This window comes from Rathayibacter sp. PhB152 (genome assembly GCF_003751395.1).
GTDB lineage: Bacteria > Actinomycetota > Actinomycetes > Actinomycetales > Microbacteriaceae > Rathayibacter > Rathayibacter festucae.
Genome location: NZ_RJUT01000003.1, coordinates 1 through 23,471 on the forward strand (window position 1 = coordinate 1; position 23,471 = coordinate 23,471).

Below are 23,471 nucleotides of genomic sequence, written 5' to 3' on the forward strand. Positions count from 1 at the left end.
GACCACGACACCACCATCTTCGAACCACACCCGCCCAGCCACAAGCAGTTTTCCCTCACCACCGAGACGCGAAGCGGCTTCGCCGCTCGATACGCGGGCCTGCGGCCCGCTACTCGACCAGCGAAGCGGCTTCGCCGCTCGATACGCGGGCCTGCGGCCCGCTACTCGACCAGCATGAAAGGCGAGCTGCGCTCCCTGTTCTTCGCGGCCCGTGCATGCGCGGACGCGGACGCGGGCGCGGGCGCTCCATGCTGATCGAGTAGCCCGCGCAGCGGGCGTATCGAGATCCCCCACCGCAGGCACATCGGCCACCGGGGCTCGATACGCGGGCCGGCGGCTCGGGCTGCCGCGGCGGCCGGTCAGTCCCGGTAGCCCTCGATGATCTGGTGGGCGAGGGTCGTGATCGGCGTGGAGGTCGAGCGCGAGCGGGAGCGGAGGATCTCGAAGGCGCGGTCGACGGTGGTGCGCTGGGAGTAGGCGATGATGCCCTTCGCCTGCTCGATCAGGACGCGGCTGTCGAGGGCGCGCTGCAGCTGCTCCTGGGTGACGGTGCTCTCGCGGAGCGCGCGCTGGTGCAGGATGCCGATCGTCGCGACGTCGGCGAAGGCCTGCACGACGGCGACGTCGTCGGGGTCGAGGGTGCCGGTGCCGGCCTGGAAGAGGTTGAGCGAGCCGATCGTGGTGCCCCGCGAGCGCATCGGTACGCAGTGCGCGGCCCGGACGCCGAGGTCGCTCGAGCGGGTGCGGAACTCGGACCAGCGGTCGTCGACCGCGAGCGTGTCCGGCACGACGACGGCGCGCCCGGTCTCGTAGCACTCGACGCACGGGCCGGCGGTCTCGAGCTGCAGCAGCTCGATCAGGCGGGTGTCCTCGTCGGTCGAGGCGAGCACCTCGAGCGTGCCCTCGGGGCTGGCGAGCACCAGGCCCGCCGAGACCGCGTCGAACAGGGTCGCGCTGCTCTCGACGAGCATCTGCGCGAAGTCGACGACGTCGTAGTCGTCGACGAGCGTGTCGGAGAGGGCCACGAAGGTCGCGATGACGCTCCGCTCGCGGGAGTTGATCACCATGAGTCGTCCTGAACGGTGAGCGGGCGGTCGGGGAAGCCGTCCTGGCGGGCGACGATGTCCTGGGCGACGTCGACGAGGGGGCGGTGCTGGGCGAACGCGTGGGCCCTCAGCAGCACGAGGGCGTCGTCCGAGTCGAGGCGGTAGCGGGCGATGATCATGCCGGTCGCCTGGTGGACGACCCTCCGGGACCCGGGGTTGCTGCTCACCTCGTCCGCGTCGTCGTGGAGCACCGCGGCGAGCACCCGGAGCGAGGTGGCGGGCGACTGCGCCGAGATCTCGGTGAGCGCGGCGTCGTCGAGGGTGATCGGGGTGCGGGTGTAGAGGTCGACGGCGCCGATCGAGAGCCCGGCGAAGGTGAGCGGGAAGGCGAACACCGAGCGCACGTCGAGGGCGTCCACCGCCTCGGCGAAGAGCGGCCAGCGCACGTCGGTGCCGGTGTCGAGGAGGGACACGGGGGCGCCCGCGGCGATCGCGTCCCAGCAGGGGCCCTGGCCGAGGTCGAGCTGGATCTCGTCGAGCCGCGCGGCCGTCGGGTCGCTCGCGGCGATCGTCTCGCCGCCGAAGGTGCGGCCGAGGGTGGAGATGGCGACGCCGTCGATCGGGTACCCGCGCAGATACGGGTCGCAGAGGACGGCGGAATCGGTCATCGCGCCCACCCTAGCCGCCGCGGTGCCGGGACGCGCGGGCCGGAGCGTCGAGGCGGGCGCCTGCAGTGTCGCCGCGTCGGCGTCGACTCCGCGCCGCTCATGCCGCGTCGGGTGCGACGTCGTCCTCGGCGTCGTTCGTGAGGATCGTGATCGCCGTGAACGGGGTGATCAGGATGAGCGCGGTGCTGGCGCGGCCCTCGCCGTGGTTCACGGTGAGCCACTGCGGGGTCTCCGCGGCGAGGGCGGCGTCCACCTCGACCCGGAACTGGGCGGCGGTGCGGTCGCTCACCGTGTAGGGCGCTCCGTTGTAGAGGATGTCGAGCCGGCGCATCAGTGCGCTTCCCGGTCGGCCGTGCGGACGTGCTCGGTGTCGGGCTCGGCGACGACGTAGAGGCCGCCGGAGGAGTTGGCGAGATCGGTGAGCGCGGCGATCCAGGCGGGGTTGATGCGGGGCATCCGCCCGCCGAAGTACTTGTAGCGCAGGCCGACCGCAGGATGCAGCCAGATGGCGCTGCGGCCGTCGCCCATGCTGTGATCGTCGCGCCAGCTGAGCAGGAAGGACTCGTTGCGGCGGAGCTTGGCGGTGACGACGATCTGCAGGTGCGCGAGCACCCTGTCCTCGAAATCGATCTCGACGGATCCGTCGTAGAACAGTTTTCCCATCGCCGTCTCCAGCCTTCGTCACAGCCGGCGGGCGCCCGCGTGATCGACACCTTTCTCCACTTCGACTCCGGCGGCAACCCCGACGGACTCTCGCTTCCCTTCCGTCCCCTCCCCGATCTGTCAAGGACCTCCCCCGGCGCGGGGACCGCGACCGAGCATGGTGGCATGAAGCACATCCTCTTCGCGGACAAGACGATCCTGCTCGGGGACGACGCAGCGGACGCCCTGGTGGCGTACGCGGTCGCACTCGGCGCGAACCGCACGGCCGACCGGGTCGAGTACACGGGGATCGGGGCGGACGGCGCGACGATCCAGGTGTCGTTCCTGCTGAACTCCGGCGCGTCGCTCGTCTCGGAGACGACGCCGTCCGAGTTGCCCGAGCCGGACAACCACGAGGAGGTGCAGCGGATCCGCGCGCGCACCGAGGCGCTCGTCGGGTCGCACCCGGTCCAGCCGGGCGACGGCGGTCTGACCTCGGACTTCGACGTCGAGAGCGCTCTCGACTACTGAGCGGTTCCGCCCAGTCGAGGGCTGATGAGAAAGGAGTCGACATGGTCTGCGAGTTCCCGGTGTGGGTGCACCTGGCCCGGAAGACGCCGGTGCGCGCGGCCGTGCGGGGCCGGGTCTACGAGATCGGCGCTCCCGAGCGCCCGGACGGCGAGGTGCTGCTGACGGTCTGGACCGGAGGGCGCGCCGTCGGTCAGGTGCTGGCGACGGAGCCGCCGGTCTTCCGCCGCCTCGGCCCGCGGGCCGCCCCTGAGCCGCAGCCCGTGAGCGGCATCCCCGACCTGCTGGAGTGCGCGGCCGGGCTGCGTTAGACCGAGCGGGTCCGGGTGCGTGCCGGTCGAGTGGCCCCGCCGGGGCGCATCGGGCGAGGGTGGATCTCGATACGCCTGCTGCGCGGGCTGCTCGATCAGCATGGCTGCGCGGGCTGCTCGATCAGCATGGCTGCGCGGGCTGCTCGATCAGCATGGTGTGGGTCGCTGCGCGGGCTGCTCGATCAGCATGGGGTGGGCCGCTGCGCGGGGTGCCCGATCAGCGGAGGGGCCGCCCGAACCGCGTGGAGCGCTCGAGCCCTGCAGAACATCAGCTGAGAAGGGGTGGCCTCCGCTGTCAGGGGAGGCCCCCTGCTCTCAGCTGATGTTGTGCGCACCCCCTGCTGGTCGAGGAGCCCGAAGGGCGTCTCGAGACCTGGACGCAGTTCGACGGTGGATCTCGGTGAACCCGCTGCGCCGGCTACTCGATCAGCGTGCAGCGGTCGAGGGCCAGCTGGGCGAGGGTCTCGGCGTGGAGGCCGAGCAGGGCGTCGTCGAAGACGGCGGACTCGGAGTGCATCGAGGGGGCGCCCTCGGCCGGGACGCCGGGCGGGCGGGTGCCCAGGAAGAGGAGGGTGCCGGGGATCTCGTCGAGGACGTAGGCGAAGTCCTCCGACGCCATCGACGGCGCGGGGAGGCGGAGCACGCGATCGGCGCCGTGCCGGGCGGTGAGCGACGCGATCACGCGCTCGGTCTCCTCCGGGTCGTTGTGGGTGACGGGGTAGGAGTCGATGAACTCGGTCTCGACGCCGCAGCCGTGCGCCGCGGCGATGCCGGCGGCCAGCTCGGCGAGCGAGGAGCGGACGAGGGCGAAGGTGTCGCGGGAGAGCGTGCGGATGTTGAGCATCAGCTCGACCCGCGCGGCCAGGACGTTGGGCGCGGTCGAGTCGCTGACGATGCTGACGACCGAGACGACGGCGGGGTCGGTCGCCGGGACGCGACGGGCGACGAAGGTCTGCAGGGCCTGCACCAAGGCGGCGGCAGCGGGGATCGGGTCGACGGCGAGGTGCGGGAACGCGGCGTGGCCGCCGGTGCCGGTCACGGTGATCCGCATGCCGCTGGCGCTCGCCATCATCGGGCCGGAGCGGGTGACGAAGAGGCCGGAGTCGGTGGAGCAGTCGACGTGCATCGCGAAGGCGGCGACCGGGCGCTCGCCCGCGGCGTCGAGCACGCCCTCCTCGATCATCAGGCGGCCGCCGGCGAAGCCCTCCTCGCCGGGCTGGAGCATCAGGACGACGGTGCCGGCGAGCTCCTCGCGGCGGGCGGCGAGCAGGCGGGCCGCGCCGATCAGCCCGGCCATGTGCAGGTCGTGGCCGCAGGCGTGCATCGCGCCGTTCGTCGCGGCGAAGGGCAGCCCGGTCGCCTCGACGACGGGGAGCGCGTCCATGTCGGCGCGGAGCAGCACGACCGGTCCGGGGCGGCCGCCGCGGAGGACGGCGGTGATCGAGCCGAGGCCGCGGCCGGTCGTGATCTCGAGGCCGAGCGGGGCCAGCTCCTCGAGCAGCAGCGCCTGGGTGCGCGGCAGGGCGAGGCCGAGCTCGGGGTCGGCGTGCAGCCGGCGGCGCAGGCGCACCAGGTCGTCGTGGAGGCCGGGGATCACTGCGGGGTCTCCGGCCGCATCGAGGCGTGCACGCGGCGCATCCGCTCGGCGAGGGCGGGGTTCGAGTACGGCCCCGGCGCGTCGAGCGCCTCCGTGACCCGGTCGACGACCTCGGCCGGCTTGTCCTGGCTCATCTTCTCCTTGGCCTCGAGCCGGGTGACCCGGAGCCGGAAGCCGACCGTTCCGTGCACGATCCGCTCGGCGTAGGCCGCGTTCTCGGCGCTGATCCGCAGGCGGAACGGCTCGGGCAGCTCGTCCTCGAAGTGGTCGACGAGCCGCTCCAGCACGGCGAGGTTCTCCTCGTCGCCGAGCAGCTCGGGCACGCCCCAGACGTGCACGGCGGCGAAGTTCCAGGTCGGCACCGCGCGCGCGACGCCGTACCAGCTGGGCGAGACGTAGCCGTGCGGGCCCTGGAAGACCACGGCCAGCTCGGACTCGCCGAGCCGGTGGGCGCGCTCGTCGGGCCGGCCGACGTGGCTGACCAGCACGAGCTCGTCGGGGTCGGCGCCGGGGAGCGGCTCCTCCAGCAGGAACGGGTAGTGCGAGACGACGACGCCGTCCGCGGTCGCGCTGACCATCGTCGCCCAGGGCGTCGCGCGGATCAGCGCGCGGATCTCGGCGGGGTCGGTCATCGCGTACTCGGTGCTCTCACGCATCGGCGGTCCTCTCGGCGCGGGCGGCGGTCCGAGCCAGGATCGCAGCGAATTCGGGCCAGAGCTCCACCGGGATGTCGTGACCCATCTCCTCGTAGAGGTGCAGCTCGGCCTGGGGCAGGATCCGCGCGGTCTCGAGCGCGGCGCTCCAGTGCAGGCTCTGGTCGCCGCGGCCGTGGAGGACGGCGACCGGCACGGTGACCTTCGCCATCGCCTCCCGCCGCTCGAGCGGCCCGCGCAGCAGCGCGTTCCACTGCCGGATCAGCCCGGTCGGGGTGTAGGCGCGGTCGTAGTAGCGGGCGCCGAGGGCGGCGCTCGCCGCCTCGTCGAAGGGGAAGCCGGGCGACTGGTAGTGCCGCTGGCCGCCGACGAACATGGCGATGTAGGCGTCGCGGTCGAGGACCTCCGGGACCTCGGTGATCGGCTGCCCGGTGTGCTCGCCGACCAGGAACTCCGGCGCCGAGCTGAGCGAGGTCGACATCAGGCCGAGCGAGGCGACCCGCTCCGGGTGCAGGATCGCGACCAGCTGCGCGATGTAGCCGCCCATCGACATGCCGGTGAGGTGCACGCGCGCGATCCCGAGCTCGTCGAGCACGGCGACGACGTCGAGCGCCATGTCGGCGAGGTCGTAGCCGGCCGTGGTGTCCTCCGGGCCGCCGGTCGCCTGGCTGAGGCCGACGTCGCGGTTGTCGGTGCGGACGACGAAGAAGCCGTGCTCGACGAGCAGCTCGCAGAAGCGGTCGTCCCAGCCGATCAGCTGGGCGCCGCCGCCGTGCAGCAGGACGAGCGGGCGGCCGGCGGGGTCGCCCGTCGTCTCGTAGTGCACGGCGACGCCGGCCGGGGTGGTGATCAGGGGCATGGCGGAAGGGTCCTGTCGGGGAGGAGGGAGGCTGTGGAGAACGGGCGGCCTGCGCGGCCTGTGGAGGAGCGGTGTTCTGTGGAGAACGAGCGGGTCTGCACGGCCCTGTGGAGGAGAGTCGGCCTGTGGGAGGAGAGACGGCCTGTGGAGAACACCGGTCCGGCACGGCCCTGTGGAGGAGAGTCCGTCAGAGCGCTAACCAGGTCGGCCGGCCGCCGAGCAGGGTCGCCGCGACGGGTGTCGTGCGCAGCTCCGCGTCGTCGGCGGTCGCCGGGTCGCGGTCGAGCAGCACGAGGTCGGCCGGCGCTCCCACGGCGACGGTCGCCCCGCGGGTGCTCGCCGCGAGCGCGACGTCGAACGGCAGGCGCTCGGCCGGGTGCCAGGCCTCGCGGCCGTCGCGGCGGCGGCTGACGGCGGCGGCGAGCGAGACCCACGGGTCGAGCGGGGCGACGGGCGCGTCGGAGCCGAGGGCGAGGGTCGCGCCGGCGGCGTGCAGCGAGGCGAAGGCGAAGGAGCGGTCGGTGCGGCCGGCCCAGTGATGGTCGGCGACGTCGCGGTCGTCCATCGCGTGCTCCGGCTGCACGCTCGCGACGAGCCCGAGCCGGCCGAAGCGCGCGAAGTCCGCCGCCGCGACGAGCTGGGCGTGCTCGATCGTGCCCGCGAGGCCGAGCCGCTCGAAGACGTCGAGCACCTCGGCGTTCGCGCGGTCGCCGATGGCGTGCACGGCCGGGAGGATGCCGGCGTCGCGGGCGCGGACCAGCAGGCCCTCCACCTCCTCGGGCGCGACGCTCAGCACGCCGCAGGGGTGCGGGTGGTCGGCCGCGATGCCGGGGTAGGGGTCGAAGCAGTAGGCGGTGCGGGTGTTCAGCGAGCCGTCGACGACGATCTTGAGGCGGCCCATCCGGGCGAGGCCGGCCGGATCGAGGGCGTCGCCGGTGCGCAGCCCGCGGGCGATCGCGTCGTCGAGCCGGTCGGGCCAGACCGAGGTCTCGACGCGCAGGGACGTGACGCCCTCCGCGATGCGGGCCGGCCAGGCGCGGGAGTTGTCGGCGTTCTCGAACTCGACGATGCCGACGACTCCGCGGGCCGCGGCGGCCTCGGCGGTCTCGCGGTAGGCGGCGACGGAGGGCAGGCCGACGGCGTCGATCAGGTCCAGCGTGCCGATCCACTCCGTCTCGCGCAGCACCCCGTCCGCCGGGATCGACAGGCCGAAGCGCCGGCCGGCCGCGCTGTTGAGCCAGCCGCAGTGCAGGTCGCCGCTGATCAGGACGAGCGGGCGGTCGGGCGCGATCGCGTCGAGGGCGGCGCGGGTCGGCGCGTCCGTCCAGAGGCCGTCGCGGAAGCCGTAGCCGATCAGCACGGCGTCCTCGCGCACCGGCAGCGCCGCGCGCATGATCGCCACGGCCTCGGCGGCGCTCGCCGCGGGCGCGAGGTCGACCCGCTGCCTCCGCACCACCCACTGGGTGAAGTGCACGTGCGCGTCCCAGAAGCCGGGCGCGAGGAAGCGGCCGTCGGCGTCGAGCGCCTCGGTGCTGCCCGGCAGCGTGCCGGCCGGGGCGATCTCGGCGATCGCGCCGTCGCGCAGCAGCAGGTCGGCGGGGGCGTCCTGCCCCGCGAAGCGAGCGGAGCGGATCAGGAGCTCGGTCATGCGTCCTCCAGGTCGAGAGGCCGGCCCATCACGGGCACGGCCCGGAGCAGCTGCCTCGTGTACGGGTCGGCGGGATCGGACAGCACGGTGTCGGTCGTGCCGTGCTCGACGAGGCGCCCGCCGCGCATCACCGAGACCTCGTCGCTGACGTAGCGGACGACGGCGAGGTTGTGCGAGATGAAGAGCATGGTCAGCTCGAGTCTCTGCTGCAGCTCCCGGAGGAGGTTGAGCACCACGCCCTGCACCGAGACGTCGAGCGCCGAGGTGATCTCGTCGGCGATCAGCACCTGCGGCTCGGCGGCCAGCGCCCGGGCGATGGTAATCCGCTGGCGCTGCCCGCCGGAGAAGGCGGTCGGGCGGTCGTCGGCGCGCGTCGGGTCGATGTGCACCAGGTCGAGCAGCTCGCGGACGCGGTCGTCGCGGGCGGCGGCGGAGTGGCGCCGGCCGGTCGCGAGCAGTCCCTCGGCGATCGAGGCGCCGACGCTCATCCGCGGGTCGAGTGCGGACAGCGGGTCCTGGAACACCATCTGCACCCGGCGGCGCGCGGCCCGGGCCGACGGCTCGCGGCTGGTGATGTCGACGCCGTCGAGCAGGATGCGGCCGGAGTGCAGCGGGGTGAGGCCGACCGCGACCCGGGCGACCGTCGACTTGCCTGAGCCGGACTCGCCGACCAGCCCGTGGGTGGTGCCGGGGCGGACCGTCAGATCCACGGCGTCGACGGCCGTGGTCGCCGAGCGGCCGTGGCCGAAGCGCACGGTCACCGCCTCGTAGCGCAGCTCGCTCATGCGGTCAGTGCCTCCTGGTCGTGGGCGGGCAGGTCGTGGGCGGTCCGGTCCGCGGAAGGCGGCTCCTCGTCGATCGCCGCGATCACCGGGAGCAGTGCGCTCCGGTCGGTCGCCATGTCCGGCACGCAGGCGATCAGCCCGCGCGTGTAGGGGTGCCGCGCCTCGTCGAGGCGGTCGGCGGCGATCTCCTCGACCACGCGGCCGTCGCGCATCACGACGATCCGGTCGCAGAAGCCGCTGACCAGCGCGATGTCGTGCGAGATGAAGAGGATCGCCGCCCCGGTCGCGGTCTGCGCCTCGCGCAGCGCCTGCATCACCTGCCGCTGCACGGTGACGTCGAGCGCGGTGGTCGGCTCGTCGGCGATCAGCAGGCGCGGGGTGCCCATCAGGCCCATCGCGATCATCGCCCGCTGCCGCATCCCGCCGGAGAACTCGTGCGGCAGCCGGCCGACCCGCTTCTCCGCGTCCGGGATGCGGACGAGGTTCAGCGTGTCCACGGCGCGGCGCAGCGATTCGGCGCGCGGAGTGCGGGCGTGCACCTCGCTCGCCTCGCGCAGCTGCCGGCCGATGGTGAGCGCCGGATTGAGCGAGGTCAGCGGGTCCTGAAAGATCATCGCCTGCTCGAGGCCGAGGCGGCGGCGCTCCGCCGCGTTGGGCACCGCGGTCATGTCGATGCCGCGGAAGACGAGCTGCTCGCTGGTCACCAGCGCGTCGGGGCCGAGCAGCCCGGCGACGGCGCTCGCCGTGACCGACTTGCCCGAGCCGCTCTCGCCGACGATGCCGACCGTCTCGCCGGGCAGGATCGTCAGATCGACGCCGTGCACGCGCTCGGTCATCGCCCCGTCGCGGCCGGGGAACGCCACGCGCAGCCCGGACATCTCGACGACGGGCATCGCGTCGGTGACGGGCGCGACGACCTCGTCCGAGCGCCGGCGCTTCACGGCCTTGACCGGGCGGCGGCGCGAGGACGACTCGCTGAAGACCTCGCCGAGCAGCGCGAAGACGACGCCGACCAGCACCACGGCGATGCCGGGGCCGATCGCGGCCATCGGATCGACGTAGATCCGCTTCGCACCCTCGTTGAGCAGCCGGCCCCAGTCGTACTCGGGCGCCTGGACGCCGAGGCCGAGGAAGGACAGCGCGGCGAAGGAGAGCAGCGTGACGGAGGCGTGCGCGGCCGAGTTGACCAGCAGCGGCGGCAGGATGTTGGGCACCACGTGCCGGACGGTCGTGCGCAGCGGACGGCTGCCGAGCATCCCGGCGGCGCGCACGTAGTCGCTGGACGAGACCGAGGCCGCGAGCGTGCTGGTGAGCCGCGCGAAGACCGGGATGCCGGCGAAGCCGACGGCGAGCATCGCGCCGACCGCGGTCGTGCCCCAGATCACCGAGAAGAACAGCGCGAGCAGCAGCCAGGGGAAGGACAGCAGGATGTCGATGAGCCCCGCGATCAGCCGCTGCAGCAGGCGGGGCAGCAGCACCGCGACGACGCCGAGCAGCACGCCGCCGACGACCGAGATGCCGGTCGCGCCGAGGGTGAGGAGCACCGAGACGCGGGTGGCGACGACGACGCGGGCGAGGAGGTCGCGGCCGAGGTCGTCGGTGCCGAAGGGGTGCGCGAGGCTCGCGCCCTGCTGGCGGTCGGCGATCGAGCGCTCGGTGGCGAGTTCGCCGAAGAGGATCGGGCCGAGGACCGTGGCGAGGATCACCAGGACGAGGCCGACGGCGGCGGCGACGCCCTGCGGGGTGCGCAGCGACTCCGGGAGCCGGTGGGCGAGTGACGGGCGGGCGGAACGGGATGCAGTGCTCATGGCTCAGGCCTCCGCGATGGCCGACCGCGGGTCGAGCGCGGCGAGCAGCAGGTCGATGACGAGGTTGGCGGCGAGGACCAGGACCGCGTACATCAGCACGATGCCCTGGATCAGCGGGTAGTCCTTGGTGGTGATCGACGAGACGATCGTCGATCCGATGCCCGGGATGACGAAGACCGTCTCGATCAGCACCGTGCCGGCGACGAGGCCGGTGAGCACGACTCCGCCCGCGGTCAGCGTCGCGGTGACGATGTTGGGCAGTGCGTGCCGGAGGTAGAGCAGGTGCCCCGGCAGCCGCTTGCTGCGCGCGGTGGTGAGGTACGGCGCCTCGAGCACCCGCACCATCTCGACGTGCACGATGCGCGCGAGGTAGGCGAGCGGGCCGATCGCGAGGGCGAGCACCGGCAGCACCGCGTACTCCGGGCCGCCCCAGCCCGCGGACGGCGCGAGCGGCACGACGATGCTGAACAGCCAGATCAGCACGACCGCGAGCAGGAAGTTCGGGATCGCGATCACGACGCCGAGCAGGCCCGAGACGCCGAGGTCGAGCGTGCGGTGCTTGCCGGCGCGGGCCGAGACGGCCGTCGCGACGCCGATCGGGAACGCGCCGAGCGCGGCGACCGCGAAGGCGACGACCGAGAGCATCAGCGTGGCGGGCAGCCGCTCGGCCAGCGTGCTGCCGACCGGCCGCTGCGTGCTGATCGAGGTGCCGAGGTCGCCGCGCAGCAGCCCGCCGAGGTAGTTCGCGAACTGCTGGCCGATCGGCAGGTCGAGGCCGAGGGTGCTGCGCAGCACCGCCACGGTCTCGGCCGGCGCCGTCGGGCCCAGCGCCGCGCGCACCGGGTCGCCCGGCACGAAGTGGACCATGAAGAAGGAGGCGATCAGGACGATCACCAGCGAGACCGCCGCGCGGGCGAACCGCTTGAGCAGGAAGGCGAGGCGCGGGGAGCCGACCACGCCGAGCAGACGATCCCCCCGGCGCGGACCGGCCGCGGGCGCGCTCGGCGGGGAGGCCGGTGACAGCGGGGCCGTGGGTCGCACCGAGGGGATCGTCATGGTCAGCCCTGCATCCGGATCGTGGTGGGAGCGACGGTGCCGGGACGCTCGAGGGTCGCGCCCTTGACGTACATCGGCGACTCCGTCTCGGCGAGCGGGAAGACGTCGACCCGCTCGATCAGCTCGGCCTCGGCCTGCTTCCAGATGCCGCACGCCTCGTCGGCGTCGCCGGCGCTGAGCGCCTGCGTCGCGAGCGCGTTGTACTCGGGGTTCGAGACGCCCATGAAGTTGTAGCCGCCGTTCTCGCTCGTCTCACCGAGGAAGAACAGGCTCAGCACCACGGGGCTGGAGGGGGCGAGCTGGATGAAGCCGGTGTCCCAGTCGTAGCTCTGGTAGAGGTCGGTCGACCAGCCGGCGGAGTCCTCGGCGACCAGGTCGGTCGTGATGCCGAGCTCGTTCCACTCCTGCTGGACCTCCTCGGCGGCGGCGCCGTGCGAGGGCGTTCCGGCGTCGTAGAGGAAGCGGATGGTCAGCGGCTCGCCGTCCTTCGCGCGCAGTCCGTCGGAGCCGAGCGGGTAGCCGGCCTCGTCGAGCAGCTCGCCGGCGGCCTCCACGTCGGTGTCGGGCAGCGTCCACTCCGGGCCGCCGGCGACGCAGGTCAGCGGGATCTGGTTGACCAGCGAGACCGAGTCGACGGCGTTGCCGTCGGTGACCAGCTCGCCCACGGCGTCGCGGTCGAGCGAGAGGGTCAGCGCCTGGCGGACGCGGACGTCGGCGGTGGGGCGGTCGGCGCGCTCGTTGAAGAGCATCTCGCCGATCGGGTTGAGCACGCCCTCGGTGTCCAGGCCCGCCGCGTCGAGGCGCTGGCGGTCGGCGCCGATGACGGAGGCGGCGTTGAGCTCGCCCGAGATCAGCAGGTTCGCGGCGGTCGCCTCGTCGGTGATCACCCGCGCCTCGATCTCGTCGGGCAGGCCCTCCGTGTCGCTGGTGACGTCGTCCGGGCCCCAGGTGTAGCCGTCGCGCTTCGTGTAGGTGTAGTCGGAGCCGGGGCTCGACGCGGTCAGCGCGTAGAGCGCGGTGCCGTTGGTGGTGTCGGTCAGGGTCGACGGGTCGTCGAGGCCGGCCTGGCAGACCATCTCGATGCTGCCGGTGCCCTGGAGCAGGAACGGGTTGTTCGCCGTCGAGGAGACGGTGACGACGTTCCCCTCCGCGGTCGCCGTCATATCGGCGGTGACGTTCGAGCCGAACCAGAACGTGCCGTTGTCGGCGTTCGCCTGGTAGGCGAAGTTCGCCGCGGCCGTCTCGGCGGTGAAGGGGGTGCCGTCGGCGCAGGTGATGCCGTCCTTCAGCGTGTACGAGATCGAGGTGGGCGTGCTCTCCCAGCTCTCGGCGAGGAAGGGCACGACCTCGCCCTCGGGGGTCGTGTAGGCCAGCGAGTCGTAGCCGAAGGTGACCATCGCGCGCTGCACGAGCGAGACTCCGGTGAACGGGTTGAGGCTGCCCGGGTCGTCGTTGATCGCGAGGGAGAAGGTGCCGCCCGAGACGGGGTCGGCGCCGTCCGCGGAGCCGCTGGCCGGGGCCGAGCAGGCGCTCAGGGCGAGCAGCGCCACCAGCGAGCCCGCGGCGACGGCCGGGACTCGGAGCGCTGTGGTGCGGGGAGAACGGGTCATGATGCGTCCTTCGGGGAATGCAGGGCGAGTGGTGCAGGACTCCCGATCAGGGCCAGCGGGCCCGCGGCCTTCACGGAGACTTTGAGCGACGCGCTGGCCGAGTACGACAGCGGCGTCTCGAGCACGTCGACGATCTCGACGAGGCGCGGATCGGCGCCGGCCTGGATCGCGCGCTCGATCGCGATCCGGCCGGCCGCCTCGATCGCGGCGGCGCGGTCGACGTGGTCGCACAGCTGGTCGGCGCGGCCGCCGGCCAGGGCGATCGCGGCGCCGACGGCGTTGGCCACGTTGCCGCGGTCGGGGCGGAGCACCTCGCTCGCGCCGTGCACGTGGTCGGGGACCAGGAAGCCGCCGCCGCCGACGACCACGAGCGGCAGGCCGACGCGGCCGAGCGACATCCGCTCGACGGCCGACTCGATCCGGTCCTGCGCCACGGCGAGGGCGTTGCCGAGGGCGGAGCGGGTGGCGCGGTCGAGGGCGGGGAGGCTCCGGCCGGGGATCATCCCGGGCAGCTGCATCGCGGCGGCGTCGGTGAGGGTCGCGGTCGCGCCGCCGAAGAGCAGGCCCTCGCGGGCGATCCGGTAGCCGACCGAGTCGGTGGTCGGCACGCCGGTGGCCGTGTCGACGATCGTGCCGCCGCCGATGCCGACGCTGAGGATGTCGGGCATCCGGAAGTTGGTGCGGACGCCGCCGATCTCGCGCGGCAGGGTCGACTCGCGGGGGAAGCGGTCGACGAGCACGCCGAGGTCGCTGGTGGTGCCGCCGATGTCGATGATGATCGCGTCGTCCGCGCCGGAGAGGAACGCGGCGCCGCGGATCGAGTTGGCAGGCCCCGAGCCGATGGTGAGCACGGGGTAGCGGGCCGCGTACTCGACGGCCATCAGCGTGCCGTCGTTCTGGGCGAAGAAGGTGGCGGCGTCGAGGCGCTCCTCGTCGACCACGGTGAGCAGACCCTGCGTGACATCGCGGGCGATGCCGTGCAGCGCGGCGTTGAGCACGGTCGCGTTCTCGCGCTCGAGCAGGCCCAGGGCGCCGATCTCGTGGCTGAGCGAGACGGGCAGGTCGACCCCGACGTGGTCGGCGACCAGCGCGGCGACCTCGAGCTCCTGCTCCGGGAAGGAGGGGCTGAAGATCCCGCAGACGGCGACCGCGTCGAAGCGGCCCTCGAGCGAGTCGAGGAAGCGGCGGACGCCGTCGACGTCGAGCGGCGAGATCGGGTAGCCGTCGATCAGGTGGCCGCCGCCGGCGAGCAGGCTGCCGGCGAGCACGGTGTCGCGGAGGTCGGCGGGCCAGCCGGAGAGCGAGGGGAACTCGGTCGAGGCGGGGGCGCCGAGGCGGATCACGGCGACGCGGCCGAGGTCGCGGCGGCGGACGATCGCGTTGGTGGCGTGGGTGGTGCCGAGCATGACGCGGGAGACGCGGACGCGGTCGGCGCCCAGCTCGCCGAGCACCGCGGAGAGCGCGGCGCGGATGCCGCCGGTGACGTCCTCGGTGGTGGCCTGCTTGGTCCAGGCGGTCACCGCGCCGTCGGCGTCGAGCACGACGGCGTCGGTGTTGGTGCCGCCGACGTCGATGCCGACGGACAGGTCGCGGAGTGCGGCGCTCATCGGGCGACCTCCGCCACGGCGCCGTCGAACGGCACGTAGTCGAAGTCGAAGTCGAAGGCGGCGGGGCCCGCCAGCTCGATCCCGCGCGGGGTCCGCCAGAGCGGATCGCAGGCCCAGGCGAGCACGCTGACCCGCTGGCCGAAGCGGAGCATCTCGGTCGAGATCGCCTCGCCGGTCTCCGAATCGAGGATCGAGACGAGATCGGGGACGCTGACGACCACGCCGCCGTCCTCGATCACCACGAGGTTCTCGTTCTGGATCTCGACCCGCACCATCCGGCTGCGGTCGGCGCCGACGCCGTCGATCGTGACGGAGCCGCGGGTGAAGCCGCCCTCGGTGCTGCGGTCGATGTCGATCACCTTGCCGCCGATCAGCACCGCCGCGCCGAGCTCCTCGGCGATGTCGGTCACCGGGTCGGCGGAGGCGAGCAGGCGGCGGCCGACCTGGATCGCACGGCTCACCGTGCCCTCGATCACGGCGCCCGGCGCGGTCTCGTGGGTGAGCAGGTAGTGCGCGCCGAGGGCGATGCCGCCGGCCGCGACGGTGAAGGCGCGGGCGTGGCGCTCCAGCCAGGCGATGTCGACGGTGCGGAGGACGGTGACGTTGCCGACCACGTCGCTCATCACCGCGAACTCGCTCGGCAGCCCGGCGACGTTCATCGAGATCATGGTGGCCTTCGGGAACGCGCGGCCCATGCCGTCCGCGTCGAGCACCGCGAGCCCGAGCTCCGCGGCCCAGCCGACCGGCGCGACGCCGTTGCTGCCGCCGATCTCGGCCGCCATCACAGTGGTGACCGGGCGGCCGATCAGGCGCTCGACCTCGCGCAGCAGCGTGTGCGCCTGGCTGCTCGAGCCGAGCATCTCGATGCCGACCGAGGGGGCGCCCATCCCGGACATGATGATGACCGCGTCGTCCGGGCCGAGGTCCTCGACGCCGACGACGCGCACCGGGCCGTTGGCGTCGATCGCGTTCTCGACCGAGAGCTGGGCGCCGTGCACCGAGCCGCCTCCGCCGGTGCCGAAGACCGCGCAGCCGGCGGCCAGGGGAGCGACGTCGTCGCGGGTGATCAGGCGGACGGGGCTCGGTCCGGCCGGGGGCGTGAAGCTCATGCTCCGAGGCTAGCCAGGGGTGCAAGCGGGTGGAATGTGCCGTCACCATGAGGAAACGGCCATGATTGTGCTCATGGCACAGACGTCGCTCCTCCATGTCCTCGAGCACGGCGAGCAGTTCGGCATGGTCTGCCGCGCGGGCGACCCGGCGGGCGTCTCGCTGAGCGGAGTGGAGATGCTGGCGCTCGAGGACGTGGGGCAGGCGCTGCCCGGGCACCTGGTGATCGTGCTGCACGGGGCGGAGCAGCCGCGGGCGTACCAGATCGACATCGTCATCCGGCGGGCGATCGCGGCCGAGGTCGCCGCGCTGCTCTTCGTCGGCGAGCTGGCGCTGGCCGAGACCTCGCGCTCGCTGGCCGATCGCGGGGCGCTGCCGGTGCTGACCGCGAGCGCGCCGCCCTCCGAGCTGGCCGTCTCGATCGACCGGCTGCTGCGCGGCGGGGCGGCCGAGGCGCTGGGCCGGGCGGAGCTGGCGATCGCCGCCGCCCGGGCCGCCTGCGACGGCGACCCGCTCGATGCGCGCTCGGCGGTGCTCGACGCGGCGACGGCGGCGCTCGGGATCGAGCTGCGGATGATCGAGGACCCGGCCGTCACCTGGAGCGACCCCGACGCGGTCTGCATCGGCGAGGTCGCGGTCGGGCGGCTGGTCGCCGAGCAGCCGGAGACCGCGGCGGTGATCGCGCTGCCGGTGATCGCCGCGCTGCTCTCGCGGGCGCTGCAGCGCGAGTCGCAGGTGCGCTTCGGCCCGGCGCGCTCTCGGGCCGACCTCGTGGTCGAGCTGCTGCTGGCGGAGTCCTCGCGCATCGACGCCCTCGCGGTCGACGCCGCGCGGGCCGGGCTGCCGGTCGCCTCCGCGCACGCCGCCGCCTGGATCACCCCGCGCCACCGCGACGACGCCGAGCGCCGGCTCCCCGCCGCGCTGGTCGCGGCGATCGAGCTGAACGCCTTCCAGCTGACCGACGGCCGCGACGAGGTCTGGCACCTCGCGGTCTTCCATGACGACCTGGTGGTGGTGGCCTCGGAGGAGTCGGGCGCGCCGGACCACCAGCGGCGCGTGCGGGACGTGGCCGAGCGGCTGATCGCGTACGGCGTGGCGGTCGCGGGGGAGGGCTGGACGTTCACGGTCGGGCTCGGCACGCCGCAGTCGGGCGCCTCGGGGCTCCGGCAGTCGGCGACGGAGGCGCGGATCACCGCGGGCTCGGCCGTCGCCGCGGGTCGTCTCGGAGCGGTGGAGGTCACCGACGTGACGGGGCTGCGGCGGGTGCTGCTCGACTTCTACGCCTCGCCGCTCAGCCGCGCGCTGCTCGACGACGTGCTCGCGCCGCTCGACGCCCTCGGCGCCGAGCGCTCCGCCATCTCGGTCCGCACCCTGCTGGCGTACCTCAGCAACCGCAACTCCCTCGCCCGGGCCGGCGAGGTGCTGCTGCTGCACCCGAACGCCGTGAACTACCGCGTGCGCCGGATCGAGCAGGCGCTGGCCCTGGACCTCGAGGACCCGGACACCCGCTTCGCCCTGGAGCTGGCCTGCCGCCTGCGGGTGATGGCGACGACGCGCTGACGCTGCGGTGAGGGAAAGGACGCGGCTGCGCCGCGTCATGCTGGTCGAGCAGCCCCGCAGGGGCGTATCCCGTTCATGCTGGTCGAGTAGCCCCGCAGGGGCGTATCGAGACCCGCCGTCGTCGGCAGGGCAGTCTGCAGACTCGACTTCTGACGCTGATGGATCTCGATACGCCCGCTCCGCGGGCTACTCGATCAGCATTGGCTTCGCCATACTGATAAGGTGATCTTTCGGAGGAGCGGCGGCCCCCCGTCATGCCTCCAGCGAATTCCCCCAGTGCGCCTCTCCGGGCGCGAACCGTGACGCGCCGGGGGTCCTTCTCTTCTCGCAGGATCATCTCGGCGAGCGCTGCTGCGTGCTGCGCCGCGTCGACTGGACGCGGAGCGGGGGCTGCGAGAGCGCCGGAGCCCGATCCGGGTCCACTCGCGCGGGAGGCGCACCGCGAGTGGACGCGGAACGGGGTGCGGCCGGGCATCGGAGCCCACCCGCGTCCACCCGTGCGGATCCGGGGCCCTGTCAACACCTCGAAGTCTGAAGGGTTGTTCAGATAGCGTCGTCGACGAGCGGATCCGGAGTCGGCCGTCGTCGCATCCCCCCGCGGCCCCACGAGAGGGCGCCCGCCCGCGGACGCCGACCCAGGGCCGTGGCGACGAGGGCACCGTTCGCCCGCCGCAGGAGAGCCCCCACTCCCTCGCGGCCGGTCGGACGCACGTCGCCGGGCCCCCGCCGCTCCCCGCCCCCGACTGCGCGCCGAAGGATCTCGATGACGACTCTGCACGACCCCCGACCCCCCGAAGACCACCGCATCGCCGGCGAACGGCCCTGACCGTGGCCGGCCTCGACGACACCCGCACCCCGCCGGTCGAGAACGCGCGCGAGCTGGTCCTGCACGCCTGCCGCGTCGGGGACGCCGAACTGCAGTCCCACATCGACGACCTCTGGGTGGCCAAGGCCGACCCCGAGAGGACGCGCGGACTGCTCGCCCGCTACCGGCGCGAGGTCGAGGACGCCCGCAGCCTCCTCGCCGCAGCCGCCGACCCGCAGTGGTGGCGGGCTGCGACCGCCGAGCGGATCGAGGCGAGCTGCCGGGCCGCGCGCATCTGGGCCGAGGGCGACCCGGTCTGCGCCGACCTCGAGCGGGCGTTCGCCGCGCAGCTCCGGAGCGTCCTCGGCATCGACCTGACGCAGATCCCGCGCCAGGAGCGGAGCCGCTGACCTGCGGAGCGATGTGCGCTCCCTCGCGTCGGGAGCCGCTCCCACTCGCCCGGCGACGACGCGCTGATGCGCGCGAGCCCACGCCGAGTCGGCCTCCCTTCGTGCCGGTCGAGCAGCCCTCGGGGGCGTCTCGGGATGGTGAAGCCGCTTCGCGTCTCAGTGGTGAGGGAAAGGGCGCGGCTGCGCCGCGTCATGGTGGTCGAGTAGCCCCGCAGGGGCGTATCGAGGCCCGCCGTCGTCAGCGGGGCGGGTCTGCAGACGTGTCCTTCTGGCGCGGGTGGATCTCGATACGCCCGCTGCGCGGGCCACTCGATCAGCAGGGACATCGCCCTCTGTACGGGGAGGTCCGTGCTCCCTCAGAGGACCGGTGCGTGCACAACCAAGGCCGGAAGGCGCGATCGGTCGAGAATTCGCGGTTCTCGGGGCTTCCGGCCTGAGTTGTGCACGCCCGCACGCGGACACCCTCAGCGCAGGACGCCCGACACCGCCTCCGCCAGCCGGATCGCCGCCCGCTCGAGCTCACGGGAGCGCGCGGTGACGTCGTCGGTCATCCCGACCAGGCAGGCCGCCGCCACGACGGCGCCGCTCGCGTCGCGGATCGGGGCCGAGATCGAGACCATGCCGGCGTCGTCGTAGGCCTGCATCGAGAGGACGCCGTCGCGGCGGACGGTCTGCATCCGGCGGAGGAACCGGGCCAGGTCCCGCGGGGTGTGCCGGGCCGGGAACAGCTGCGTCAGCTCGTCCGGCTCGAGGTCCATCAGCATCGTGGGGCCGCCGTCCGAGCCGACGATCGGGTGGGCGCGGCCGAGCCAGGGGATCATCGCGAGGCCGTCGCCGGCCAGCTCGAGTTCTTCCACGAGCGTGAGGCTGCGCATCCCCGCGAGCACGGTGACGAACGCGCAGGCGCGCAGACTCCGCGCCGCCTCCGCGACCAGCGGCCCGCCGCGCGAGACGATCAGCGGAGCGGCCGCCGCCCGGAACCAGCCGTGCACGACCCAGGCGACGCGGAACTCCCCGTCGGCGCCGCGCTCGACCACGCCCGCCGCGACGCAGGCCTCGAGCAGCCGGCCGGTGCGGTCGCGGCGGAGGCCCGTCGCCCGCGCGGCGCCGGCGGCGGTGTCCGGCCCGTCGGCCAGGTGCTGCAGGAGCGGCAGCACGGCGTGGAGGGCGGAACCCCCGGCGGGAGGGGCGGCTGAGATCGTCGGTTCGTCGCTGTCCGCCGTGTCGTGCCCCGCGCCCGCCTCCCGCGAGCCGCTCAGCCCCGCCTCGATGCTCCGCCGCGCGACGGCGAGCGCCCGCCGGATTCGCGGCCCGTTCTCGCGCAGCCGCACCGCCGGCAGCCGCACCGCCAGCACCGCCGCGCACTCGCCGCCGGGCGTCAGCAGCGGCGTCGCGATCTCGACCCGCAGCCCCTCGATCGTCTCCTCGACTGTCTCGTCGCCCGGCCCCAGCGGATCCGCCGCCCGCGCGATCGCGCTCCCCGCGTCGTCGATCCGCTCGCCGACCGCGGCGGGGGAGTGCAGGGTCCACGACGAGAGCACGCTGCCGATCACCCGCATCGCCCCGGGCGCTCCGGCCGCCAGCACGACGGTCTCGCCGGTCTGCTGCGCGGCGAGCGTCAGCGCGAAGCGGAGCGACCGCGCGACCGGCGCCGCGGCCCGCCCCGAGAGCCGCACGGCCACCGCGCCCAGGCGGTAGCTGCCGTAGTCCGCGCCGCGCTCGATCAGCCCGGTCCGCTCCAGCTCCGCGCACAGCCGCGACACCGAGCTGAGCGGCGCGCCGAGCTCGGCGGCGAGAGCGCCGACCCCGAGCGGCGCCGTCGGATCCGGCCGCTCGCCGAGCAGCCGCACCACCCGCAGGCCCGTCGTCACGCGTCCGCTCACGAGCCGCCCCTCTGCAGAACCGTCAATCCCGTGGCGCCCGAATCGCCGCCAGCACGCACTGTAACAGCGCCGGAACCCGCCGTTCCTACAGTGATCGCACTCGCCCGGCGGCGGTCACGACGGCCCGCCGAGCGCGACGGCGGCGCGCCGTCACCCGCTCCACGAACGCTTCCCACAGCCCTAGGAGTCCCATGAACCCGACCGTCCCCCGCCCCGCGACCCGCACGGCGCCCCGCGCCACGCCGCACCCCGCCCGCCGGGCCGCCGTCGTCACCGCGGTGCTCGCCTCCGCCGCCCTGCTCGCCGGCTGCTCGGCCGACGCCGCCGCCACGACCGACGCGGAGCCGAGCGCCCTGTTCGAGCAGAGCATCGCCGACCTGGTGCCCGAGGACATCGCCGCGGCCGGCGAGATCCGCATCGCGAGCGGCCCCGGCTATCCGCCCCTGCTCGACCTGGCCGACGACGGCACCACGCTCTCGGGCTCGCAGCCCGAGGAGATGCGCCTGATCGGCGAGGTGCTCGGCCTCGACGTCGTCTTCGAGGACATCAAGTTCGACGCGCTCTTCCCCTCGCTGGCCTCCGGGAAGATCGACGCCGCGGCAGCCGCGCTGGGCGTCACCGCCGAGCGGCTCGAGACCGTCGACTTCGTCAGCGACTTCCTCGGCGGCACCACGCTGCTGGTCGAGGGCGGCAACCCGCTCGACCTCACGATCGACACGCTCTGCGGCCAGTCCGTCGGCGTGCTCAAGGGCTCGACCGAGAACGACATCACGCTGCCGAAGTGGGACGCCGTCTGCACCGAGGCGGGCGAGCCGGCGATCGAGATCTCGACCTTCCCGACCGCGGCCGACGCCGTGCTCGCCCTGAGCTCCGGCCGCGTCGACGCGACGGTCAGCGCCGTCCCGCCGGCCGTCTTCCAGGCCGAGCAGTCCGACGGCGCGCTCGAGGCGCTCGACGTCAACTTCGAGCCGAGCCCCTGGGGCATCGCCTTCCCGGACGGCTCCGAGCTGGCCCCCGCCTTCCAGGCCGCCCTCGAGCACCTGATGATGACGGGCGACTACGAGGAGAACCTCCAGCGCTTCGGCGTCGAGGTCGGCGCGGTCGAGCAGGCCGAGCTCTACACCGACCCGGCCCAGATCAGCGGATGACCGCCGTGGAGCAGCGCGCGACGACCACCGCGCCGCCCGAGACCGTGGTCCCCGTCCGGCACTGGGGCCGGCGGGCCGCGACCGTCGTGATCCTCGTGCTCGCGGCGCTGCTCGCCCACTCGATCGCGACCAATCCCAACTTCGAGTGGGGCAGCGTCTTCGGCTACTTCCTCGACGGGCGGATCCTCCGCGGACTCGGCACCACGCTCCTGCTCACCGTGATCGCGATGGTCGTCGGCATCGTCATCGGCGTCCTGATGGCCGTCGGCCGGCAGTCGCAGACGCTCGTGGTCGCCACGGCGGCGGGCGCGTTCGTCGCCTTCTTCCGCGGCACGCCGCTCCTGGTGCAGCTGATCTTCTGGTTCAACCTCGCCGCGCTCTACCCCGAGCTGAGCCTGGGCGTCCCGTTCGGCCCCACCTTCGCCAGCGCCGACACCAACGTGCTGATCAGCCCGTTCCTCGCCGCGATCCTCGGCCTCGGGCTCAACGAGGGCGCCTACATGTCCGAGATCGTCCGCGCGGGCCTGCTCTCGGTCGACCCCGGCCAGGTCGACGCCGCCGAGGCGCTCGGGCTGCGGAGGGCCCAGGTCTTCCGCCGGATCGTCCTGCCGCAGGCGATGCGGGTCATCATCCCGCCGACCGGCAACCAGACGATCTCGATGCTGAAGACGACGTCGCTGGTGAGCGTGATCGCGATCCCCGACATCCTCTTCGCCGCCCAGACCATCTACTCCCGCAACTTCGAGGTGATCCCGCTGCTCATCACCGTCAGCCTCTGGTACCTGCTCGTCACCACCGTCCTCAGCGCGGGCCAGCGGATGATCGAGCGGCGCTTCTCCCGCGGCGACCGGCTCGTCCAGGGCCCGACCCCGCTCGGGGCGCTGCTCGCGAGCGCGAGGCCGCGGCCCGCCGCCCGAGGGGAGGGAGCGCTGTGACCGCGCCCATGGTCCAGGCGACCGGAGTGCACAAGCAGTACGGCGGCAACCTCGTCATCCGCGGCATCGACCTGACCGTCGCGCCGGGCGAGGTGACCTGCCTGCTCGGCCCGTCCGGCTCGGGCAAGAGCACCTTCCTCCGCTGCATCAACCACCTCGAGAAGATCGACGCGGGCACGATCAGCGTCGCCGGCGAGCTGGTCGGCTACCGCCGCCACAACGGCCGTCTGCACGAGCTGCGCGACGCCGAGATCGCGACGCGGCGCAGTGAGATCGGCATGGTCTTCCAGCAGTTCAACCTCTTCCCGCACCTCACCGTGCTGGAGAACCTGATCGAGGCGCCCGTCGTGGTCCGCCGCGAGAAGGTGTCGGACGCCACGGCCCGCGCCCGCCTGCTGCTCGACCGGGTCGGCCTCGGCGCCAAGGCGGACGCGTACCCGCGCTCGCTCTCCGGCGGTCAGCAGCAGCGGGTCGCCATCGCCCGGGCCCTCGCGATGCGACCCCGCCTGATGCTCTTCGACGAGCCGACCTCCGCGCTCGACCCCGAGCTGGTCGGCGAGGTGCTCGACGTGATGCGCGACCTCGCCGCCGAGGGCATGACGATGATCGTCGTCACCCACGAGATCGGCTTCGCCCGCGAGGTCGCCGACACGGTGACCTTCATGGACGGCGGCGTCGTCGTCGAGTCGGGGCCGCCCGAGCGGATCCTCGCCGACCCGCAGCACGAGCGCACCCGCGCGTTCCTGTCCAAGGTCCTCTGACCCTGTCACCCGAGCCGTCGATCCCGGCGGCCCTCACCGATCCA

23 protein-coding genes are annotated in these 23,471 nt (G+C 73.6%); 8 read left to right on the top strand and 15 right to left on the bottom strand.

Annotation, left to right across the window (positions count from 1 at the left end; translation table 11 throughout):
- A partial coding sequence (locus tag EDF36_RS21570) for a hypothetical protein (protein WP_221181616.1) occupies positions 1–255 on the top strand: 255 nt, incomplete at its 5' end.
- Between the two features lie 104 nt (positions 256–359).
- Here EDF36_RS21570 and EDF36_RS07005 read toward each other — a convergent pair.
- The 4 genes from EDF36_RS07005 to EDF36_RS07020 form a co-directional block, all read right to left on the bottom strand.
- Positions 360–1,067, bottom strand: coding sequence for a GAF and ANTAR domain-containing protein (locus EDF36_RS07005; protein ID WP_123706262.1), 708 nt, complete (start codon positions 1,065–1,067; stop codon positions 360–362).
- Complete coding sequence (locus EDF36_RS07010) at positions 1,061–1,714, bottom strand: GAF and ANTAR domain-containing protein (RefSeq protein ID WP_123732452.1); 654 nt, start codon at positions 1,712–1,714, stop codon at positions 1,061–1,063. The genes EDF36_RS07005 and EDF36_RS07010 overlap by 7 nt, the downstream gene beginning before the upstream one ends.
- Positions 1,715–1,811: 97 nt before the next feature.
- Positions 1,812–2,045 carry a hypothetical protein gene (locus EDF36_RS07015; protein WP_123732453.1) on the bottom strand — a complete coding sequence of 78 codons (234 nt, stop codon included), beginning with the start codon at positions 2,043–2,045 and terminating at the stop codon, positions 1,812–1,814.
- On the bottom strand, positions 2,045–2,377 hold the full coding sequence (locus tag EDF36_RS07020; RefSeq protein WP_123706265.1) for an ATP-dependent DNA ligase: 333 nt from the start codon (positions 2,375–2,377) through the stop codon (positions 2,045–2,047). The genes EDF36_RS07015 and EDF36_RS07020 overlap by 1 nt, the downstream gene beginning before the upstream one ends.
- A 165-nt stretch (positions 2,378–2,542) precedes the next feature.
- On the opposite strand from EDF36_RS07020, the gene EDF36_RS07025 reads away from it, so the two are divergent.
- The gene (locus EDF36_RS07025; RefSeq protein WP_123706266.1) at positions 2,543–2,887 is read left to right on the top strand and encodes a hypothetical protein; all 345 of its coding nucleotides are present in this window, start codon (positions 2,543–2,545) and stop codon (positions 2,885–2,887) included.
- 41 nt (positions 2,888–2,928) lie between these two features.
- On the top strand, positions 2,929–3,195 hold the full coding sequence (locus EDF36_RS07030) for a hypothetical protein (protein WP_123706267.1): 267 nt from the start codon (positions 2,929–2,931) through the stop codon (positions 3,193–3,195).
- A 418-nt stretch (positions 3,196–3,613) separates the two neighbouring features.
- On the opposite strand, the gene EDF36_RS07035 is transcribed toward EDF36_RS07030, so the two are convergent.
- From EDF36_RS07035 to EDF36_RS07080, 10 genes are all read right to left on the bottom strand, one after another.
- Positions 3,614–4,792: a M20 family metallopeptidase gene (locus tag EDF36_RS07035; protein WP_221181617.1), complete on the bottom strand. Its 1,179-nt coding sequence runs from the start codon at positions 4,790–4,792 to the stop codon at positions 3,614–3,616.
- Complete coding sequence (locus EDF36_RS07040) at positions 4,789–5,448, bottom strand: FMN-binding negative transcriptional regulator (RefSeq protein WP_123732454.1); 660 nt, start codon at positions 5,446–5,448, stop codon at positions 4,789–4,791. Before EDF36_RS07040 ends, EDF36_RS07035 begins: the two co-directional genes overlap by 4 nt.
- Entirely contained in the window at positions 5,441–6,304 is an 864-nt protein-coding gene (locus EDF36_RS07045) for an alpha/beta fold hydrolase (RefSeq protein WP_123732455.1), read from the bottom strand. The genes EDF36_RS07040 and EDF36_RS07045 overlap by 8 nt, the downstream gene beginning before the upstream one ends.
- A 187-nt stretch (positions 6,305–6,491) precedes the next feature.
- Positions 6,492–7,952, bottom strand: a complete 1,461-nt coding sequence (locus EDF36_RS07050; protein WP_123732456.1) for an amidohydrolase — start codon at positions 7,950–7,952, stop codon at positions 6,492–6,494.
- Positions 7,949–8,737 (bottom strand): ABC transporter ATP-binding protein, encoded by a 789-nt coding sequence (locus EDF36_RS07055; RefSeq protein ID WP_123732457.1) that lies wholly within the window; start codon positions 8,735–8,737, stop codon positions 7,949–7,951. Before EDF36_RS07055 ends, EDF36_RS07050 begins: the two co-directional genes overlap by 4 nt.
- Positions 8,734–10,545, bottom strand: coding sequence for a dipeptide/oligopeptide/nickel ABC transporter permease/ATP-binding protein (locus tag EDF36_RS07060; protein WP_123732458.1), 1,812 nt, complete (start codon positions 10,543–10,545; stop codon positions 8,734–8,736). The genes EDF36_RS07055 and EDF36_RS07060 overlap by 4 nt, the downstream gene beginning before the upstream one ends.
- Positions 10,546–10,548: 3 nt before the next feature.
- Positions 10,549–11,502 (bottom strand): ABC transporter permease, encoded by a 954-nt coding sequence (locus tag EDF36_RS07065; RefSeq protein ID WP_208110648.1) that lies wholly within the window; start codon positions 11,500–11,502, stop codon positions 10,549–10,551.
- Between the two features lie 101 nt (positions 11,503–11,603).
- Complete coding sequence (locus EDF36_RS07070; RefSeq protein WP_123732459.1) at positions 11,604–13,211, bottom strand: ABC transporter substrate-binding protein; 1,608 nt, start codon at positions 13,209–13,211, stop codon at positions 11,604–11,606.
- The gene (locus tag EDF36_RS07075) at positions 13,208–14,818 is read right to left on the bottom strand and encodes a hydantoinase/oxoprolinase N-terminal domain-containing protein (protein ID WP_123732460.1); all 1,611 of its coding nucleotides are present in this window, start codon (positions 14,816–14,818) and stop codon (positions 13,208–13,210) included. The genes EDF36_RS07070 and EDF36_RS07075 overlap by 4 nt, the downstream gene beginning before the upstream one ends.
- A complete protein-coding gene (locus tag EDF36_RS07080; protein ID WP_208322988.1) occupies positions 14,815–15,927 on the bottom strand; it encodes a DUF917 domain-containing protein in 1,113 nt (370 codons plus the stop codon). Before EDF36_RS07080 ends, EDF36_RS07075 begins: the two co-directional genes overlap by 4 nt.
- A gap of 73 nt (positions 15,928–16,000) precedes the next feature.
- Here EDF36_RS07080 and EDF36_RS07085 point away from each other — a divergent pair, with 73 nt between their 5' ends.
- A complete protein-coding gene (locus EDF36_RS07085; protein ID WP_207901679.1) occupies positions 16,001–17,485 on the top strand; it encodes a CdaR family transcriptional regulator in 1,485 nt (494 codons plus the stop codon).
- A gap of 828 nt (positions 17,486–18,313) precedes the next feature.
- Positions 18,314–18,700 (top strand): hypothetical protein, encoded by a 387-nt coding sequence (locus EDF36_RS07090; RefSeq protein ID WP_123706277.1) that lies wholly within the window; start codon positions 18,314–18,316, stop codon positions 18,698–18,700.
- Between the two features lie 464 nt (positions 18,701–19,164).
- Here EDF36_RS07090 and EDF36_RS07095 read toward each other — a convergent pair whose 3' ends face one another.
- Positions 19,165–20,583 carry a helix-turn-helix domain-containing protein gene (locus EDF36_RS07095; RefSeq protein ID WP_123732461.1) on the bottom strand — a complete coding sequence of 473 codons (1,419 nt, stop codon included), beginning with the start codon at positions 20,581–20,583 and terminating at the stop codon, positions 19,165–19,167.
- 191 nt (positions 20,584–20,774) lie between these two features.
- On the opposite strand from EDF36_RS07095, the gene EDF36_RS07100 reads away from it, so the two are divergent.
- From EDF36_RS07100 to EDF36_RS07110, 3 genes are read left to right on the top strand one after another with little or no spacing between them, the layout of a single operon-like run.
- Positions 20,775–21,731 (top strand): ABC transporter substrate-binding protein, encoded by a 957-nt coding sequence (locus EDF36_RS07100; protein ID WP_123732462.1) that lies wholly within the window; start codon positions 20,775–20,777, stop codon positions 21,729–21,731.
- A complete protein-coding gene (locus EDF36_RS07105) occupies positions 21,728–22,666 on the top strand; it encodes an amino acid ABC transporter permease (RefSeq protein ID WP_123732463.1) in 939 nt (312 codons plus the stop codon). The genes EDF36_RS07100 and EDF36_RS07105 overlap by 4 nt, the downstream gene beginning before the upstream one ends.
- Positions 22,663–23,427, top strand: coding sequence for an amino acid ABC transporter ATP-binding protein (locus EDF36_RS07110; protein ID WP_123732464.1), 765 nt, complete (start codon positions 22,663–22,665; stop codon positions 23,425–23,427). Before EDF36_RS07105 ends, EDF36_RS07110 begins: the two co-directional genes overlap by 4 nt.
- The last annotated feature ends 44 nt before the right edge of the window (positions 23,428–23,471 follow it).

Coding starts and splice junctions, on each gene's coding strand:
- EDF36_RS07025 (WP_123706266.1), top strand. CDS start 2,543: ATGAAGCACATCCTCTTCGCGGACAAGACGATCCTGCTCGGGGACGAC.
- EDF36_RS07005 (WP_123706262.1), bottom strand. CDS start 1,067: ATGGTGATCAACTCCCGCGAGCGGAGCGTCATCGCGACCTTCGTGGCC.
- EDF36_RS07080 (WP_208322988.1), bottom strand. CDS start 15,927: ATGAGCTTCACGCCCCCGGCCGGACCGAGCCCCGTCCGCCTGATCACC.
- EDF36_RS07015 (WP_123732453.1), bottom strand. CDS start 2,045: ATGCGCCGGCTCGACATCCTCTACAACGGAGCGCCCTACACGGTGAGC.
- EDF36_RS07105 (WP_123732463.1), top strand. CDS start 21,728: ATGACCGCCGTGGAGCAGCGCGCGACGACCACCGCGCCGCCCGAGACC.
- EDF36_RS07020 (WP_123706265.1), bottom strand. CDS start 2,377: ATGGGAAAACTGTTCTACGACGGATCCGTCGAGATCGATTTCGAGGAC.
- EDF36_RS07060 (WP_123732458.1), bottom strand. CDS start 10,545: ATGAGCACTGCATCCCGTTCCGCCCGCCCGTCACTCGCCCACCGGCTC.
- EDF36_RS07055 (WP_123732457.1), bottom strand. CDS start 8,737: ATGAGCGAGCTGCGCTACGAGGCGGTGACCGTGCGCTTCGGCCACGGC.
- EDF36_RS07030 (WP_123706267.1), top strand. CDS start 2,929: ATGGTCTGCGAGTTCCCGGTGTGGGTGCACCTGGCCCGGAAGACGCCG.
- EDF36_RS07045 (WP_123732455.1), bottom strand. CDS start 6,304: ATGCCCCTGATCACCACCCCGGCCGGCGTCGCCGTGCACTACGAGACG.
- EDF36_RS07010 (WP_123732452.1), bottom strand. CDS start 1,714: ATGACCGATTCCGCCGTCCTCTGCGACCCGTATCTGCGCGGGTACCCG.
- EDF36_RS07075 (WP_123732460.1), bottom strand. CDS start 14,818: ATGAGCGCCGCACTCCGCGACCTGTCCGTCGGCATCGACGTCGGCGGC.
- EDF36_RS07085 (WP_207901679.1), top strand. CDS start 16,001: ATGGCACAGACGTCGCTCCTCCATGTCCTCGAGCACGGCGAGCAGTTC.
- EDF36_RS07050 (WP_123732456.1), bottom strand. CDS start 7,952: ATGACCGAGCTCCTGATCCGCTCCGCTCGCTTCGCGGGGCAGGACGCC.
- EDF36_RS07070 (WP_123732459.1), bottom strand. CDS start 13,211: ATGACCCGTTCTCCCCGCACCACAGCGCTCCGAGTCCCGGCCGTCGCC.
- EDF36_RS07040 (WP_123732454.1), bottom strand. CDS start 5,448: ATGCGTGAGAGCACCGAGTACGCGATGACCGACCCCGCCGAGATCCGC.
- EDF36_RS07100 (WP_123732462.1), top strand. CDS start 20,775: ATGAACCCGACCGTCCCCCGCCCCGCGACCCGCACGGCGCCCCGCGCC.